Here is a 15,254-nt window from a genome sequence, read left to right as displayed (position 1 = left end):
GATAAACCGGGTGAGGTCCACGTCCTATTGCATATTTTTGTTATGCGTTGGACCCATTCATCAAGTCTTTATGGTACATAAATTAGCCCGATCGTAAATTGATAACCCTGCTCAACTTCAGCCACCTTACCAGTTAAAACTAAATCGCTTACACCCTCTCCCTCAGTACAGAGTTCAATCAACACATCTCAGTGGCCGCACATCCATTGAGCACAGGAAGTAACCAAAGACTCATCGGTTAACTAAATTAAGGTTTCACCATAGTCATTTACGTAGTCACGATTTTGATTTGCAATTTTTGCGGGTACTTCCGTGATGCCTTCAATTTTTGATTGTAATTCAAAGTTATCACGAGTAAACGAACGGACCACTTCACTTATCATTGGCCGCCAACTCATCGGTATAGGATGATCTTAAGTTTCATCTTTTATCGGATTGAGCATCTCTCTCTAACCATCTTTGCCGCATAACGCCTAAATATGGGGCGTAAACAGGCAGGTGATAATGGCGAAGCCGCCTACCTGTTTGTGTCTCAGCCCGCCCTGGCGGGCGATACGATTTGTTTATTATATTGCATTGCCTATACATCCTCGATTGAGATGCAACCAAACTCTCCGGTTAGCTGTTCTATAAAAAAACCGAGAAACAAGAAGTAGTCTCCTGAACGGTGAGTATAAAAACCTTCATCTATAACGACAATTTCAAATGACATTTGCTCTCCGTGCATTGAGTGGACAATCCATTTGTTATCGCTTTTTTTAAATTGAAGACCTGTGCAAAGGTTGTCTAGAAACAGTGATGCTTGATCACAAGAGACTTTGTCTTCAAGTCGAATATTTTGTGCTAAACCCAAGGATGCCCCCTGAAATATAACGCCGCCAACAGCGGCCGAGTATAGTGAGGTCCAGCCCCGAAGGGGCGATGCAGCTTGGCCTTGTTAAATGTTGTTGGCTAGAAATTGGATTGCACATAAGTAAACAGTAACTCTTGAATGTTATCTGGGTACTCTGTGAACTCATAATCGAGTTTATTTAGGTACTCTTCATGCTTTTCGGAAATACTCTCTAGCGCCTTAACTCTCTCATCGCGATCTCTGGGTGGGCCGCCCTCACCAAACAGATCCAGTGCTTTCTGAGCGATACCTGCCATCCTGTGAGCCCCAATCGAATCGAGAGCCTTTGCTGCGTAAAAAGCGATATCACACAGCAGTGTTATAGAACAACTGATCAAAGCCACCGTTATTCACCTCTGCTTCTACAGACCATATTGTTGCCAATACGCGTTCTGGTTCGCGAATACCATCGAATCCTTTTGATTCGAGCTTGTTCAGTGATTTTTCAAATGCTTGCTCTATATTCTTCATGACATTTAACAGTTTTATTAGCGAACTCGTTTTTACTCATCAGATCAGTTGTCATTTATTACACTAACAAACTGATATTCATCTTGATTATCTACTTTTACATATCCTTTCAGTCGGCGAAAGCGAGCGGTCTCGTTTTTATGCGAGCTATATAGTAGTTATCATCACATCGGACAAGTGATATTCCGCGCCTTTTTAACCACTTATAACTGGTTACACCATAAAAAGCGCGCTGTGGGCTGTATGTAATGAGCACCTCGGAGGCTTAGTTCCCCTTCAAAAAATCCAATGGCCATCAGAGGTCTACATTTTGTACTTAGATCCTGACGATGATTCCTTTTAAGCCCGTTAAGTGCAGCGCTTTGCTGTCGAGAGTGAAGGGGCAGCTGAGACAGGGATGTCGAAGCAGGTGAGTACGCGTCGGGACACGCGTATGAACTGGTGACCCGAGAACGACCAGAAGCAAAGACAACGCGACAAATTTGCCAGGAGCAAATTTGAATATTGGCGCTAGCGACGATCACCCGTTAGGGCGAAGACCAAGGATGGTCTGAGTAAACATGGGCGATGGTTTTGGTTGGGCAGCCCCGCTGACTTTTGCCAAAACAAAAGTGGGACGGCCGCCGGGCCGAAACCCGGCAAACAAAAGCGCCTACCGGTGCGCAAACCGGCAACTAAAGGAACAATAACGAAGCTAAGCTCCTTAACAATCCGCAACGTACTAATGGCAAATTGGCCAACCAGCACCCACGCTACCGCCCTCAGGACTTTCACCTACGTTGCCAAGACAGCGCCAAACACTCCTTGTCAGCTGATTACCAAACTACCGGCTAAGCCGCTGGCAATAAAGCAAAAAAAGCAGCGCAGGGTACTGCTTTTTTATCGGCGGGAATTTAGTCCAGCAAGTGACTGCCGTCGGCATAGCGTTCCCAGGCAACCGGGGTGTAGCTGTCAGCGATACTCAGGCGCAGCAGGGCATCAATAATTTTTTCAGCGTTTTCACTGTTGCTTAGCAGCAATACCGCCATTTTTTGCTTTGGAAAAACAATCAAGTAGTGCACGCAGCCGTCGCCCCGGCCTTCTTTAAAAGCGCCCCAGCCGAAGGGGGTTTTAATGAGTCCCCAACCCAGGCCATAGCTAAGAGCAATATCGTCGTAGGCGCCTGTAACTTCATCGATACCGGGGCCGAACTGGGTGGGGGCGCGGATGCGAATTTGCGGGCTAAACATGGCGTTGTAGGAGGCTGGGGTTAGCCCTGCGCCTTGCAGCACTGCGCTGACAAAGTGGGTGAGCTCGTTGGGCGTGGTTTCCAGGGTACTGGCACTACGCGGGGCGTTGTCTTTGTCTTTCGGGTAGGGGCGGCCCTCGCCGTTGTAACCGGTGGCGTAGTGGCCCTCAAAGCGCGGTTGCCACTGGTAGCTGGAACTCGCCATGCCAAAAGGAGTGAACACGTATTCTTGGGCCAACTCTTCCAGGGTTTTGCCGGTTTTTTGCTCCAGCACCGTTTGCAAAAGCGTCATGCCCTCGCCGGAGTAGCGGTAATGGCTGCCGGGCTTGGCGTGAAAATGCAGCTTGTGGTCCGGCTCAAACCAGCGCCAGTTACCAAGGCCAGTGGTGTGGCTCAGGCACATACGGGCGGTGATAAGCTTGGCCTCGGGTTGGCCCTTGAGGCTAGATAAATCCCGGTGCCAGGCGCGCTTGTCCCCTTTGATTTGCCACAGCGGTTTGTCGAGGTACTGATATAGCGGAGTGTCTAAATCAATAACGCCTTTATCCACCAGTTGCATCACCAAGGTGGCAAATACCGCCTTACTAATGGATGCACCGTAGATCTCGGTATCCAGTGTTAAGGGCGTTTGGGCTTGAACATTGGCATAGCCAAAGGCCTGGCTGTAAACCGGCTTGGCATCGTTAAAGACGGTGACGCTAAGGCCCGTTACCTGGCCGATAGCCAGCAACTTGTTAACGCCTTTGGTGAGCTGCTGGCTGCTGATAGTGCTGCCGTCGAGGCGCTTGATGGTGGCGGCTTGTACCTGGCTAATCAGGCAAAAGGCGATGATGGCTAACACGCGGCTTAAGATGGTCATGGCTCCCTCCCGTGCCCAAACCATAGAAGCGGGAGTAAGGTTTTACCAACGGGGCTGAAGGTACGTTGGTAACAAGATATTAAGCCTTGGCGGCGCGATTTTTCTTTAAAAACCCCATCCAAAATAGCGCTTCAAAGCCTGCCCCCATCAGCAGCAGTAGTGTGCCACCGGCCGGGTAGCTGGCACTGTAGCAGCTAAGGGCGGCGATAAGGCACAGCGCTGGCAGCACAAAGCGTTTGATAAACGGCATCACGAAATCCTGTGAGTAGCGATAAGAATTTAATTTAACCCGTTATTTTTACTGTAGAAAATAAAAAAGGCCCCGCAGGGCCTTTTGAAAAAAAAGCTTACACCTTAAAGCGGCTCATTAAGTCATTTAGGCGCTTGTTGGAGTCGGCCAGTGCTTCGGTCGAGGCGCCTGCGGCCTGGCCGCTGGCCACCAGTGAATCGACCAAGTCTTTAATGGCCACCATGTTCTGATTGATTTCCTCGCTGACCGAGCTTTGCTCTTCAGCGGCGGTGGCTATTTGGGTGCTGAGGTCGCTAATGCGGGTAACCGCATTGGCCACACCATCCAAACCGGTGTGCACTTCGGCGGTGCGCTCGCCGGTGTATTGGCTGCTGGTTTGGGTTTGCTCCATAGCGCTAACCACCGAATCCACCCCTTGCTGCATCCTTGACAGCATGTCGCCAATCTCGACGGTGCTGTTTTGGGTGCGCCCGGCTAAGGTGCGAACCTCGTCAGCCACCACCGCAAAGCCGCGGCCTTGGTCGCCAGCCCTGGCGGCTTCAATGGCGGCGTTTAGGGCCAGCAGGTTGGTTTGCTCTGCGATCTCACGGATAACCCCCAGCACCGAGGTGATTTTCTCGGCGTCTTGCTTCATCGCCTGCACTTTGTCGGTAGCGCTACCGACATGGTCAGACAGTTCCAACACACTGTTGGAAGCCGCCTCAACAATGCCGCGGGTTTGCTGGGTATTGCCGTTGACTTCTTGGGCAAAACTGGCGGTTTCGGCAGCGTTGCGGGCCACAGTTTCGGCGGTGGAGCTCATCTCGTTGATGGCGGTAACGGCCTGGTCGGTTTCAGACGAGTGGCGTGCCAGGGCGCCGTTGGTTTGTTCGGCCTGGCGCTGCAATTCGGTTACGCCATCGCGAATATGGCCAGAGGTTTCCATAACCTCTTTCACCATCTCTTGCAGGGCACCAATAAAGCGGTTGACCGAGTCGCCAATGGCACCCAGCTCGTCGTTACGCACAATGCGCACCCGTTGAGTGAGGTCAGCATCACCCGACGACAGCCTGTCGAGGTTTTGGCGCAGTACGGTCAGGCGGCGAATAAGCTGGCGAAGGGCAACCATCATCATGGCAATAAGGATGACCACCAACGGAATTTGCACTCCGGCCAGGGCGTTAAGAATGGCGTTGCCAGAAGAGGTTAACAGCGCTGTGGGCAGGCCTGCCGCCACAAACCAGGGCGTGCCTTTAACCTTATGCAATAGCAGCGTGTAGCTTTCGCCGTTGTTGTCGTAGGTGGCTTCCAGAGGCTGGCCGCTATCGACGTTGGCCATGAGCTTGCTAACGGCGTCGACGTAAGCAGACTTTGGCAATGCATTGAGGTTTTTCAGCACTATGTCACCGCTGATACGGGTGCTGTTAGACACCACCTTGCCACCCGCTTCAACAATCAATACTTCGCCATTGATTTTCTTTTCAAGATTGGCCACCAGCTTATTAAAAAAACCCAGGGTTAAGTCGATAGTGGAGACGCCATAGGCTTCGCCATTTTTGTAAATGGCCATGGCGCAGTTGGTGCGCGCCTCAAAGCCGGCATCGGCATAGGCGGGCCACCACTTGCATTGGCCTTTGGGCATGTTAAGGGCGGTGGTGTACCAACCTTCCTGGTAGTAATTGGCCTGGGTGTCGGGGCTGTTCCAGTATTCGCTTTTCTCAAACTGGCCATTTTGGCCGCGCACATAAAAGCTGCTGAAACGGTCACGGCCAGCCTGGCGTTTACCGGGCAAAGGCCAAATACCGCCGCCAAACACGGCTTTGTTGCCGTATTGGTCCATCAGGGCCGGTAGCAGGCGGTCGATGTCGTCGCTGGAAAGCTCGGCCGCCGTCTGGGTAATGGCGCGGGACTGGGCTTCAATACGCGCCAGCTCCAGATGAATATCTTGGGAGATCTCCTGCATTTGCAGGCTGACATTGTCCTTTTGTAACGCTTCCAGTTTTGGAAACACAAAGTAACGAATGCCAAGCACCGTTAGCAGGCAAATCATTAGCATAAAACCGATGAGCCAAAGCGTATAACGGGCCTGAATCGTATTGAATTTCACAGTACTACCCCCTTAAGTGCTGTATTAGATTCTGGTTATCTCTGCCCTGAGTGGTGCCGATAAAGGTAGACGACAGCCTGCCGTGGCGCCTATTGTTAATAAAATGTTTATCGGCGCAAGGCTATTGGGCTTTAGGCGAAAGGGGGGTTATTTCAACGCCTAACAGGTAACCAAAAAAGGCCCATTGGGCCTTTTTAGTGGAAGGTGGCGGGGGTAAGGCCCATGTCCTTAAAGGCACCGCTGACAGTGTATTCAATGGTGCTTTCAAGGGTATCGCCAATGACGGCTTGTTGTTGGCTGGAAAGTGCCTGCCAATTGGCGGGTAGCTTTTTTAGCAGTAATGGCAGTTGCTGCTGGTAGTAGCAATCGGAACACAACAGCTTGCCATGGATATAGGGCAGCACTTTTATCGCCATATAGGTAACGGCGGTCTTTGGCACGGTAAATTCCGAACGTTGGTAAACGCCGTAACCCCAGGTCCAAAGCATGTCGGGAATGGCGGCCGGTTCTAACTTCAGCACTAAATCAAATTGCTGTTGCTGGTCTTGGCTGATGATCTCTGGCTGATAGCCTTTTGCAGTTAAAGCGCGCATGGCGGTTTGCTCTAGGAGTTTTTTAAAGTGCGGCGCGTTAATGTCGTCAAAATCGTTGTTAAAGATGGTGGTGCCAACCACCGCGTAATTAGGCACGGCAGGGAAATCATCAATCACGCCAACCGACTGCACTTTTGTCAACTGTGCTGGCTGGAGGTGAGTGGCGCAGCCGGTGAGCCAAACAGCAAGCACCGTGGCCAGTGCTCCTTTCCCAAAGGCGAATGTCATTATTGTTATTCCTTTTAATTTCTGTGGCTTACTTTAAATTGCGGCGGGAGTGAGGGGCAATAAAAAAGGCCCCTGTCCGGGGCCTTTAGTGTGATTGGCGGTAATTACAGCGATGGTAGCAGCGTTTTGGGTACAAACGCATTTAAGGCGCCGCTTTCTAAAATGGCATTGGCGGCTTCCATGTCGGCGGCCATGTAACGGTCTTGGTCGTAGAAGCTGACCTGGCCGCGCAAAATGGCCTTGGCACTTTCAACGATAGGGGCGGCTTTTAGCGGCGCCCTAAAATCAAGGCCCTGGCAAGCGGCCAGGTATTCCACCGCCAGCACGCCACGGCTGTTGGCGGCCATGTCTTTGAGGCGGCGGCCAGCAAAGGTGGCCATCGACACATGGTCTTCCTGGTTGGCACTGGTGGGCAGGGAATCAACGCTGGCCGGGTGGGCCAGAGATTTGTTCTCTGACGCTAAGGCGGCAGCGGTGACCTGGGCAATCATAAAGCCCGAGTTCACGCCGCCGTTATTAACCAAAAACGCCGGCAGGCCGGAGAGGTTTTTGTCGATTAACAGCGCCATGCGCCGTTCGGACAAGGCACCAATTTCGCTAATGGCCAGCGCCAGGTTGTCGGCGGCCATGGCCACCGGTTCGGCGTGGAAGTTACCACCACTGATGATGTCGTCATCTTCCGCGAACACCAGCGGGTTATCGGTAACGCCGTTGGCTTCGCACAAAAGCACCTCGGCGGCCTGGCGAATTTGCGTGAGACAAGCGCCCATTACCTGTGGCTGGCAGCGCAGGCTGTATGGGTCTTGCACCTTGTCGCAGTTGGCGTGTGAGGCGCCAACTTCGGAAGTGTCGGTGAGAATATGGCGGTACAGCGCGGCGCTATCGATTTGGCCTTGCTGGCCGCGCACTTTATGAATGCGCGCGTCAAAGGGGCGGCGTGACCCCAGGGCCGCTTCCACACTGGTGCTGCCCACCACGCTACCGGCCACAAACAAATCTTCGGCGGCAAAGAGCCCTTGCAGGGCAAAGGCGGTGCTGGCTTGGGTGCCGTTAAGGAGCGCTAGACCTTCTTTCGCGGCAAGGGTAACTGGCTTAATACCGGCTATTGCCAGGCCTTCGGCGGCGCTGAGCTTTTGGCCTTTGTGCAGCACAAAGCCTTCGCCAATCAGTGGGCAGACCATGTGCGCAAGTGGCGCCAAATCGCCAGAGGCGCCCACTGAGCCTTTTTGCGGAATGCAGGGGTACACCTCGGCGTTAATCAGCGCCATCAAGCCTTCTAAAACCACCCGGCGGATGCCGGAATAACCACGGGACAGGGCGTTGAGCTTTAACACCATCAACAGCCGCACCGTGTTTTCGCCCATGAGTTCGCCAATACCGGCGGCGTGGGACAGCACAATGCGCCGCTGCAGTTCTTCCAGCTCATGGCGGGCGATACGGGTATTGGCTAACAGGCCAAAGCCGGTGTTAATGCCATATACCACCCGGTCTTCTTCCACCACTTTTTGCACTTGGGCAGCGCTTTTTTCAATGGCTGGCCAAGCGCTATCGGCCAGGGTGACAGTGACCGGTTCAAATGCCACCCGGCGCAGGTCAGAAAGGGAAAGCGCACCGGGGTTGAGTACCAGGTTAAACATCTATTTGGTCTCCAGCATGGGTAAATCCAGGCCCTGTTCACGGGCACAGTGTTGAGCAATATCGTAGCCGGCATCGCTGTGGCGCATAACGCCGGTGGCCGGGTCGTTCCACAGCACCCGGCCAATACGCTTCGCCGCGGCATCGGTGCCGTCGGCAACGATCACCACCCCGGCGTGCTGGCTAAAGCCCATGCCAACGCCGCCGCCGTGGTGCAAGGAAACCCAAGTGGCACCGCCGGCGGTGTTCAACAGCGCGTTTAAAAGAGGCCAGTCAGATACCGCGTCAGAGCCGTCTTCCATGGCTTCGGTTTCACGGTTGGGGCTGGCCACCGAGCCGCTGTCGAGGTGGTCACGGCCAATAACGATGGGGGCTTTTAATTCGCCACTTTTCACCATGTCGTTAAAGGCTTTGGCTAGCCGCGCCCGGTCTTTAAGGCCAACCCAGCAAATACGCGCCGGCAGGCCCTGAAAGGCAATGCGCTCACGAGCCATGTCCAGCCAGTTGTGCAGGTGTGGGTCGTTGGGGATAAGTTCTTTGACTTTGGCGTCGGTCTTGTAAATGTCTTCTGGGTCACCACTGAGCGCCACCCAGCGGAAAGGGCCAATGCCTTCACAGAACAAGGGGCGAATATAGGCCGGTACAAAGCCGGGGAAATCAAAGGCGTTTTGCACCCCTTCTTCAAAGGCCATCTGGCGAATGTTATTGCCGTAATCAAGGGTGGCCGCCCCCGCTTTTTGCAGGGCCAGCATCGCCGTTACCTGCACTGCCATCGAGGCTTTGGCGGCGTTAACTACGGCTTTTTCGTCCTTGGCGCGCATCTCGCGGGCCTCAGCCAGGGTCCAGCCCTGTGGCAGGTAGCCATTTAACGGGTCGTGGGCTGAAGTTTGGTCGGTAACCACATCCGGGGTGATGCCGCGTTTGACGAGCTCTGCAAAAACGTCAGCGGCGTTACCCAAGAGGCCCACCGACACCGCGCGGCCCATGGCGTTGGCATCTTCAATCATGCCTAGGGCTTCATCCAGGCTGGTGGCCTTTTTGTCCACATAACGGGTGCGCAGGCGAAAGTCGATGCGGCTCTCGTCGCATTCCACCGCCAGCATGCTAAAGCCGGCCATGGTGGCGGCTAACGGCTGGGCGCCGCCCATGCCGCCAAGACCACCGGTTAAGATCCAGCGGCCTTGGGCCTTACCGGCAAAATGTTGCTTGGCTACCGCCACAAAGGTTTCGTAGGTGCCCTGGACGATGCCCTGGGAGCCGATGTAAATCCAGGAGCCGGCAGTCATTTGGCCGTACATCATCAGGCCTTTTTTATCGAGCTCGTTAAAGTGCTCCCAGGTGGCCCAGTGCGGCACCAAATTGGAATTGGCAATGAGCACCCGCGGCGCGTCGCTGTGGGTTTTAAAAACCCCCACCGGTTTGCCCGACTGCACCAGCAAGGTTTCGTCGTCTTCCAAGCGCTTTAAGGTGGCAATGATTTTGTCAAAGCACTCCCAGTTACGGGCGGCGCGGCCAATACCACCGTAAACCACCAACGCCTGGGGATGCTCGGCCACGGCCGGGTCGAGGTTATTCATCAACATGCGCATGGCGGCTTCGCTGAGCCAGCTTTTGCAGCTTAACTGGCTGCCGTGAGGGGCGCGAATATCGCGGCTATTATCGAGTCGGTTACCTGTGGTTTGCATCGGTGTTCCCCAAAGTCGGTAATTGTCCGCCCAGTCGGTAATGGCTGGGGTGATAAAGGCGTGCCAGGCTAACGGCGCCATGGCGCGAGGCGGTTAAACGGGTCAGTTTCAGTAGCGGGCTATGTTCTGCCACATCGAGCAGCGCCGCTTCATTCAAGGTGGCGGCCACGGCTTCAACCCAGTGGTGGGCTTCGGTAATGGGGGCCACGGCACTGAGGTATTCGTGGGGGGTATGGCGGTTAAAATCTTGGCTTAAATAGTCAGGAATCAGCCCTTGGTTTACATAACGCGCCTCAAGCTGAATAGGGGCGCCGTCTTCCAAGTGTAAAATGCGCGACAGTGCCACTTCGGTGCCTATGGCCAGCCCCAATACTTTGGCAACATCGGCCGGGCAAGGCAGGGCTTTAAGCTCCAGCACCTGGGCTTGGTAAAGGTGGCCACGCTCGGCCACTTCAATGGCAATATTACGAATATTTAAAAGCGCGCTCTGGGCTTTCAGTTCGGCAACAAAAGTGCCCTGGCCCTGGCGCCGCTCCAGCACCCCCGCCGCCACTAACTCGGTTAAGGCGCGCCGGGCTGTCATCCGCGATACAGTAAACTTTTCTGCCAGTTGGTTTTCAGAAGGAACAGCATCCCCTGAATTCAGCTGACCATTGTCGATGCTGTCGAGCAGCCAGCGACGAATGGAAAGAAATTTGCTCATGGCTTAAAGGGCTTGTTGCGATTGCGCCCAATGTGGCACAGTCATCTTGTATATACAAGTGAGGGCGCTATGTCGACAGACTGGGATTGGCTGGTAGTGAACGTCAATATTGCCACCATGGATGACGCTGGCGAGCTGCGTGACGCGGCGCTGGCGGTGAAGGGTGAGCGTATTGTCTGGATGGGCCAAAAGCGCGACTTACCGGCACTAGACACCCTGCTGCCGGTGATTGACGGCGGCGGTGGCTGGCTGCTGCCGGGCTTTGTAGATTGCCACACTCACCTTATCTATGGCGGTAGTAGGGCCAAAGAGTTTGCAGCGCGCCTGGAAGGGGCCAGCTACCAAGACATCGCCAAGGCCGGTGGCGGCATCATGAGCACGGTGCGCGCTACCCGCGACGCCAGCGAAGAAAGCCTTTATCACAGCGCTCGTGCCAGATTGCGCGCCTTGCTGGACGAGGGCGTGACCACGGTAGAAATAAAATCCGGCTATGGCCTGGAGCTGGAAAGCGAGCGTAAATGCTTGCGTATTGCTCGGGTGCTAGGCCACCAGATGCCGCAGCGTATTCGCACCACTTTTTTAGGGGCTCACGCCTTACCGGCCGAATTTAAAGACGATGCCGACGCTTACATCGAGACAGTCTGTAGCGAAATGCTACCGGCGATTGCCCGTGAGCAGCTAGCCGATGCTGTTGATGCCTTCTGTGAAGGGGTCGGGTTTTCGGTTTCGCAAACCCAGCGTGTGTTCGAGGCCGCCAAGGCCCATGGCCTGCCGGTAAAACTGCATGCCGAGCAGCTGTCTAATCTTGGCGGCTCGGCGCTTGCCGCCCGCTTTCAGGCTTTGTCGGTGGACCACCTGGAGCACCTTGATGAGGCCGGGGTTAAGGCCATCAAAGACAGCGGTACTGTGGCAGTGCTGCTGCCCGGCGCCTTTTATTTTCTGCGTGAAACCCAGCTGCCGCCTATCGCACTGCTGCGCCAGTACCAGGTGCCAATGGCGGTGGCCACCGACATTAACCCCGGCACGTCACCTTTGGCTTCCATGCTGCTGATGCTCAACATGAGCTGCACGTTATTTCGGTTAACGCCGAAAGAAGCGTTGCTGGCGGCCACCCTGAACGGTGCAAAAGCGTTAGGCATGGCCGACCAAATTGGCTCCATTAAAGTGGGCAAGCAAGCCGACCTGGCACTGTGGGCCATCGATGACCCAGCCGAGCTTTGCTATCAGTTTGGTGTGCGGCCCTTGCAGCAACTTTGGGTCGCGGGCCGTGAAGTGGGCGGTATACGCCGTTAAGATGGGTTATTCGCAACCCGCCGGAGCCAAAAATGTTAGAGGATCAGTTCGACCCCTTGCCGGATGTGCGTGACGGTTTAACCCGGCTCGAGCGCATTGTGCTTTATGTGCTCAGCGAAACCCAAAAGGAAAGGGGCGGGCGCAATGTGCCCACTGCCATGCTTTATGGCCGGGTGGTGGAGTACATTAACATCAGCGAGGCGCAGTTAGTGGCCTGCTTGCAACGCCTGGGTGCGGCCGATCATTTTTAAGGCGCTTTACCCTCGGCCGCTGCGGCCAGCCATTGGCCCATTCCGGCCCCTAAGCGCCCGCTCATCAGCAACACATCACGGGCGTTAATGGCCAAAGGCGTTACCCGGTCTGGGGCCATTAAACAGCAGTTGCCCGACCAGGGATCCGGGGCGCCGGGTAAAAACAGCAGCACCATGCCAGTGCCGGTTCTTTCCATTTCAAAGGCCAATTGCCAGCAGTCGTCAAAGCGCGCTGCCACCACCTTTAAGCCTTCGGTATGTGTTGGGGTGAAGGTATTGGTGGCGCGGGTTTTTAAAAAGGCATAGACAGGCACCCGCTCACTCAGCCAATTTTCCAGCCTTTTTGCTAACCGAACCATCGCTTGGCTGCGGGCAACCAGCCCCGCCAGCAGGCAAATAGCCAGTAGCATTACCAGCACCAGTAAGTCGGCAGTTAAGGGCCCTAGCTGCCAAAGCTTGATGAGTGGTGTTGCAATGTGAGTTAACAGTTGTAACAGGCTGGCGATAAGCCACAAACCAATCACAAACGGAAAAAGAAACACCACCCCTGCCACTATCGTGGTTTTGAATAACCGCAACATACCGGCCTCCTGCCAGTGTGAACCTCAGTTGAAGCGTAGCGTTGCTGCTGGCGTTTCGCCCTAGGTGAAGGTGTTGTTATCTCGTGTTAAAACTCATAGGATCCCGCTGGTCAGGGATGACGTGGGTGCATCATTACCAATGATTTCATCATGGTGGCGAAGGCGTCGCTTTATCTCTGAACACCTTTTTACTGATTTTTGCTCAAGGATGGCTTTTGATGTCTGATGTCTCTGAACTGCGTAACACCACCCACACCGGCACGCTGAACCTTGTTTTACTGACCCTTGCTACCGCTGGCCTGTTTCCGTTGATGTGGATTTACCGCCACAACAAAAACATTGAACGTATCACCGGCGCGGTAATTGTCAGCGATGTTCACCTTATTTGGATGGCGGTTTGCGCCGGGTTAAGCGGCTCTTTTGCAAATAGCGATGATGCGTTAGATCCATACGCCAAACTGGTGCTGGCGGTGATCGCCATGGTGCTGAGTATTGCCTCGGCGGTGCTTTATGTTGTTTGGGCCTTTAAAACCAAAGCCGCGCTTCAGGCATATGCCCAAAGAGAACACAATGTCACCTTGAAGATGAACGGCTTTTACACCTTTTTGTTTACCGTCTATTACATTAACTACTGCATTAATGATTTGCCGGAAGCAGCCATGCGGCAGCAACCGCAAGCACCGTCTGAGCATATGGATGCTTAAGCTAAAAAAGGCCGCATAAGCGGCCTTTTTTAGCTCACCGCCAGCCAGATACCGACCCCCATCATCAAACTGCCGGCAATACGGTTCAGAAGCCTCAGGTTATTGCCGCTTCCTAAAAAGCGGCCAAGGCTTTTGCCGCCACTGGCATACAGCAGCAGGCAGCTAAACTCGGTGCACATAATAATGCCCACCAGCATGGATAACTGCCCAGCCATGGGTTTGCTGGCATCGATAAAAGGGGGCAGCAGAGACACCATAAAGGCCCAGCCTTTAGGGTTGGCGATGGCGGTGACCAGCCCTTGCATGGCAAGCTGTTGCCTGGACGCCTGGGTTTCGCTGGCATCCAGTTTCATCGCCAGTTTGCCCTTGGCCCGCCACATCTGAATGCCGAGGTAGATGAGGTAAGCGCCACCGAGGTACTTCACCAGGGTAAAGGCCAGCGGGTAATTCAGCATCACCGTTGCCACGCCAATAACCGCCGCCACCGCGACCAAAGCCACCCCTAATAGCTCACCTGCCATCATCCACAGGGTGCGGCGCACACCAATGGTCATCCCCAAGGTCATCGACAGCGTCATGCACATGCCAGGGGTAATGGACACAAAAAAGAAGGTGGCTAAAAACGCCAGCAACAGATGGGGTGACAAGATAAAGCTCCTATGTGAATCCGGGCACTTTAAAGCAAAGTGTTAATAGGCAGCAATGTCTTGAGGTAAGCGGTTGTGAGTTGCAGTTCAGTTGTGGCGATGAAAGGTCGTTTTAGTTAAGAGAACACTGTTAAGCCTTGATACAGCTAACACTTTACAAAACTGGCGCTCGCCTTTGGCCAGAATAGCGATTAAAACAACAGGGACCTTAAGGGGAAATTCGATATGACAGCGAACATTGCCCGTGCCTTTTATCTTTTAGCCGCCTTGGATGCACTGTTGCTGCTGGGGCGAATGTTAGTGGGCCAAACGCCTGCTCCGGTATTGTTTACCTCAGCGCTGATGCTGGTGGCACTGGTGCTGTTTCGAATGCGCCAGCCGAAAAGCCGACTGATGGTTGCCGTTATGGCGGTTGTCACCTTGTCGCAAGGCTCGCAACTGGTGGCGGCACTAACCGGTTACGCCCACGACCCGTATTTTATGTTCACCAATCTTGGGGTGATGATAGCGGCGGTGATCTGTGCCAAAGTGGCATTTCGAAAATCCTCCGGCGCGCTTTCAAGAGACTAGCCTTGTACGCTAAAAAGGCCGCTAAGCGGCCTTTTTTTGTGCACCAAGTTGGTTCACCGCCACCGCCGCCAAGATAATGGCCAGTGCCAGCCAGGTATGGCCGCCCAAGGTTTCGTGGTTTAGGGTGCCGGCTAAAATAACCCCCACCAGTGGCACCAAGTAGTTAGACAGCGACGCAAACACCGGCCCGGCTTTTTGAATCAGCAGCATATACAGCAGATACACCACCCCGGCGCACACCACCCCCAGATACAGCACCGCCCATAAGCTGCTGGCATCGGCTTGCAAATGGCTGATAGGCGCGAAAATTTGCGCCAATATCAGTAGCTGGCTGCTGGCGGCAGTCAGTACATTACGGGCCACGATAAGCGGCGCTTCGTTATCGAGCTTTTTCAATAGCAACAGGGCAACGGCAAAGCAGCCGCAGGCAAGGATGATGGCTATGGCGCCCCAAAGCGTGCTGGTAAGACCCTGGCCAAGTTGCGGCGAGAATAAAATCAGCAGCCCCACAAACCCCAGTGTAGCCCGGCGCGAATATTGATCACCACCCGCGAAAAAAACGATCAATGCCAAAAGTG

18 protein-coding genes are annotated in these 15,254 nt (G+C 54.2%); 4 read left to right on the top strand and 14 right to left on the bottom strand.

What is annotated here, in order from left to right:
• Positions 1–68 precede the first annotated feature (68 nt).
• From DW350_RS19890 to hutC, 11 genes are all read right to left on the bottom strand, one after another.
• The gene (locus DW350_RS19890; protein WP_419178344.1) at positions 69–185 is read right to left on the bottom strand and encodes a DUF7668 domain-containing protein; all 117 of its coding nucleotides are present in this window, start codon (positions 183–185) and stop codon (positions 69–71) included.
• 395 nt (positions 186–580) lie between these two features.
• Positions 581–853: a hypothetical protein gene (locus DW350_RS17795; RefSeq protein WP_115720223.1), complete on the bottom strand. Its 273-nt coding sequence runs from the start codon at positions 851–853 to the stop codon at positions 581–583.
• Between the two features lie 98 nt (positions 854–951).
• Positions 952–1,149 (bottom strand): DMP19 family protein, encoded by a 198-nt coding sequence (locus DW350_RS19885; protein WP_115720222.1) that lies wholly within the window; start codon positions 1,147–1,149, stop codon positions 952–954.
• Between the two features lie 49 nt (positions 1,150–1,198).
• A complete protein-coding gene (locus tag DW350_RS19715; RefSeq protein WP_115720221.1) occupies positions 1,199–1,363 on the bottom strand; it encodes a DMP19 family protein in 165 nt (54 codons plus the stop codon).
• Positions 1,364–2,256: 893 nt separating this feature from the next.
• Complete coding sequence (locus DW350_RS17775; protein WP_115720219.1) at positions 2,257–3,450, bottom strand: serine hydrolase domain-containing protein; 1,194 nt, start codon at positions 3,448–3,450, stop codon at positions 2,257–2,259.
• Positions 3,451–3,529: 79 nt separating this feature from the next.
• Positions 3,530–3,700, bottom strand: a complete 171-nt coding sequence (locus tag DW350_RS19555) for a hypothetical protein (protein ID WP_192954734.1) — start codon at positions 3,698–3,700, stop codon at positions 3,530–3,532.
• A gap of 97 nt (positions 3,701–3,797) precedes the next feature.
• Positions 3,798–5,786, bottom strand: a complete 1,989-nt coding sequence (locus DW350_RS17770; RefSeq protein WP_336406960.1) for a methyl-accepting chemotaxis protein — start codon at positions 5,784–5,786, stop codon at positions 3,798–3,800.
• 194 nt (positions 5,787–5,980) lie between these two features.
• A complete protein-coding gene (locus DW350_RS17765) occupies positions 5,981–6,607 on the bottom strand; it encodes a hypothetical protein (RefSeq protein ID WP_115720218.1) in 627 nt (208 codons plus the stop codon).
• Between the two features lie 104 nt (positions 6,608–6,711).
• Positions 6,712–8,244 carry a histidine ammonia-lyase gene (hutH, locus tag DW350_RS17760; protein ID WP_115720217.1) on the bottom strand — a complete coding sequence of 511 codons (1,533 nt, stop codon included), beginning with the start codon at positions 8,242–8,244 and terminating at the stop codon, positions 6,712–6,714.
• Positions 8,245–9,927 (bottom strand): urocanate hydratase, encoded by a 1,683-nt coding sequence (gene hutU, locus DW350_RS17755; RefSeq protein WP_115720216.1) that lies wholly within the window; start codon positions 9,925–9,927, stop codon positions 8,245–8,247.
• Positions 9,911–10,630 (bottom strand): histidine utilization transcriptional repressor HutC, encoded by a 720-nt coding sequence (gene hutC, locus DW350_RS17750; RefSeq protein WP_115720215.1) that lies wholly within the window; start codon positions 10,628–10,630, stop codon positions 9,911–9,913. Before hutC ends, hutU begins: the two co-directional genes overlap by 17 nt.
• A gap of 69 nt (positions 10,631–10,699) precedes the next feature.
• On the opposite strand from hutC, the gene hutI reads away from it, so the two are divergent.
• Entirely contained in the window at positions 10,700–11,923 is a 1,224-nt protein-coding gene (gene hutI / locus DW350_RS17745; protein ID WP_115720214.1) for an imidazolonepropionase, read from the top strand.
• A 32-nt stretch (positions 11,924–11,955) separates the two neighbouring features.
• On the top strand, positions 11,956–12,174 hold the full coding sequence (locus DW350_RS17740; RefSeq protein WP_115720213.1) for a hypothetical protein: 219 nt from the start codon (positions 11,956–11,958) through the stop codon (positions 12,172–12,174).
• Here DW350_RS17740 and DW350_RS17735 read toward each other — a convergent pair.
• Positions 12,171–12,755 carry a DUF502 domain-containing protein gene (locus DW350_RS17735; RefSeq protein WP_115720212.1) on the bottom strand — a complete coding sequence of 195 codons (585 nt, stop codon included), beginning with the start codon at positions 12,753–12,755 and terminating at the stop codon, positions 12,171–12,173. The two genes, DW350_RS17740 and DW350_RS17735, sit on opposite strands and share 4 nt — an antisense overlap.
• Positions 12,756–12,973: 218 nt before the next feature.
• Here DW350_RS17735 and DW350_RS17730 point away from each other — a divergent pair, with 218 nt between their 5' ends.
• Complete coding sequence (locus DW350_RS17730; RefSeq protein WP_115720211.1) at positions 12,974–13,459, top strand: DUF4234 domain-containing protein; 486 nt, start codon at positions 12,974–12,976, stop codon at positions 13,457–13,459.
• A gap of 29 nt (positions 13,460–13,488) precedes the next feature.
• Here DW350_RS17730 and DW350_RS17725 read toward each other — a convergent pair whose 3' ends face one another.
• Positions 13,489–14,106 carry a LysE family translocator gene (locus DW350_RS17725; RefSeq protein WP_115720210.1) on the bottom strand — a complete coding sequence of 206 codons (618 nt, stop codon included), beginning with the start codon at positions 14,104–14,106 and terminating at the stop codon, positions 13,489–13,491.
• A 225-nt stretch (positions 14,107–14,331) separates the two neighbouring features.
• Between DW350_RS17725 and DW350_RS17720 the strand changes: the two genes are divergently transcribed.
• Positions 14,332–14,676: a hypothetical protein gene (locus tag DW350_RS17720; RefSeq protein WP_115720209.1), complete on the top strand. Its 345-nt coding sequence runs from the start codon at positions 14,332–14,334 to the stop codon at positions 14,674–14,676.
• Positions 14,677–14,697: 21 nt separating this feature from the next.
• Here DW350_RS17720 and DW350_RS17715 read toward each other — a convergent pair whose 3' ends face one another.
• Entirely contained in the window at positions 14,698–15,249 is a 552-nt protein-coding gene (locus DW350_RS17715) for an EamA family transporter (protein ID WP_115720208.1), read from the bottom strand.
• Positions 15,250–15,254: the final 5 nt, after the last annotated feature.

It is taken from the genome of Gallaecimonas mangrovi (assembly GCF_003367375.1).
Taxonomy (GTDB): Bacteria; Pseudomonadota; Gammaproteobacteria; order Enterobacterales; family Gallaecimonadaceae; genus Gallaecimonas; species Gallaecimonas mangrovi.
This window is presented reverse-complemented; position numbering and strand designations above follow the sequence as displayed.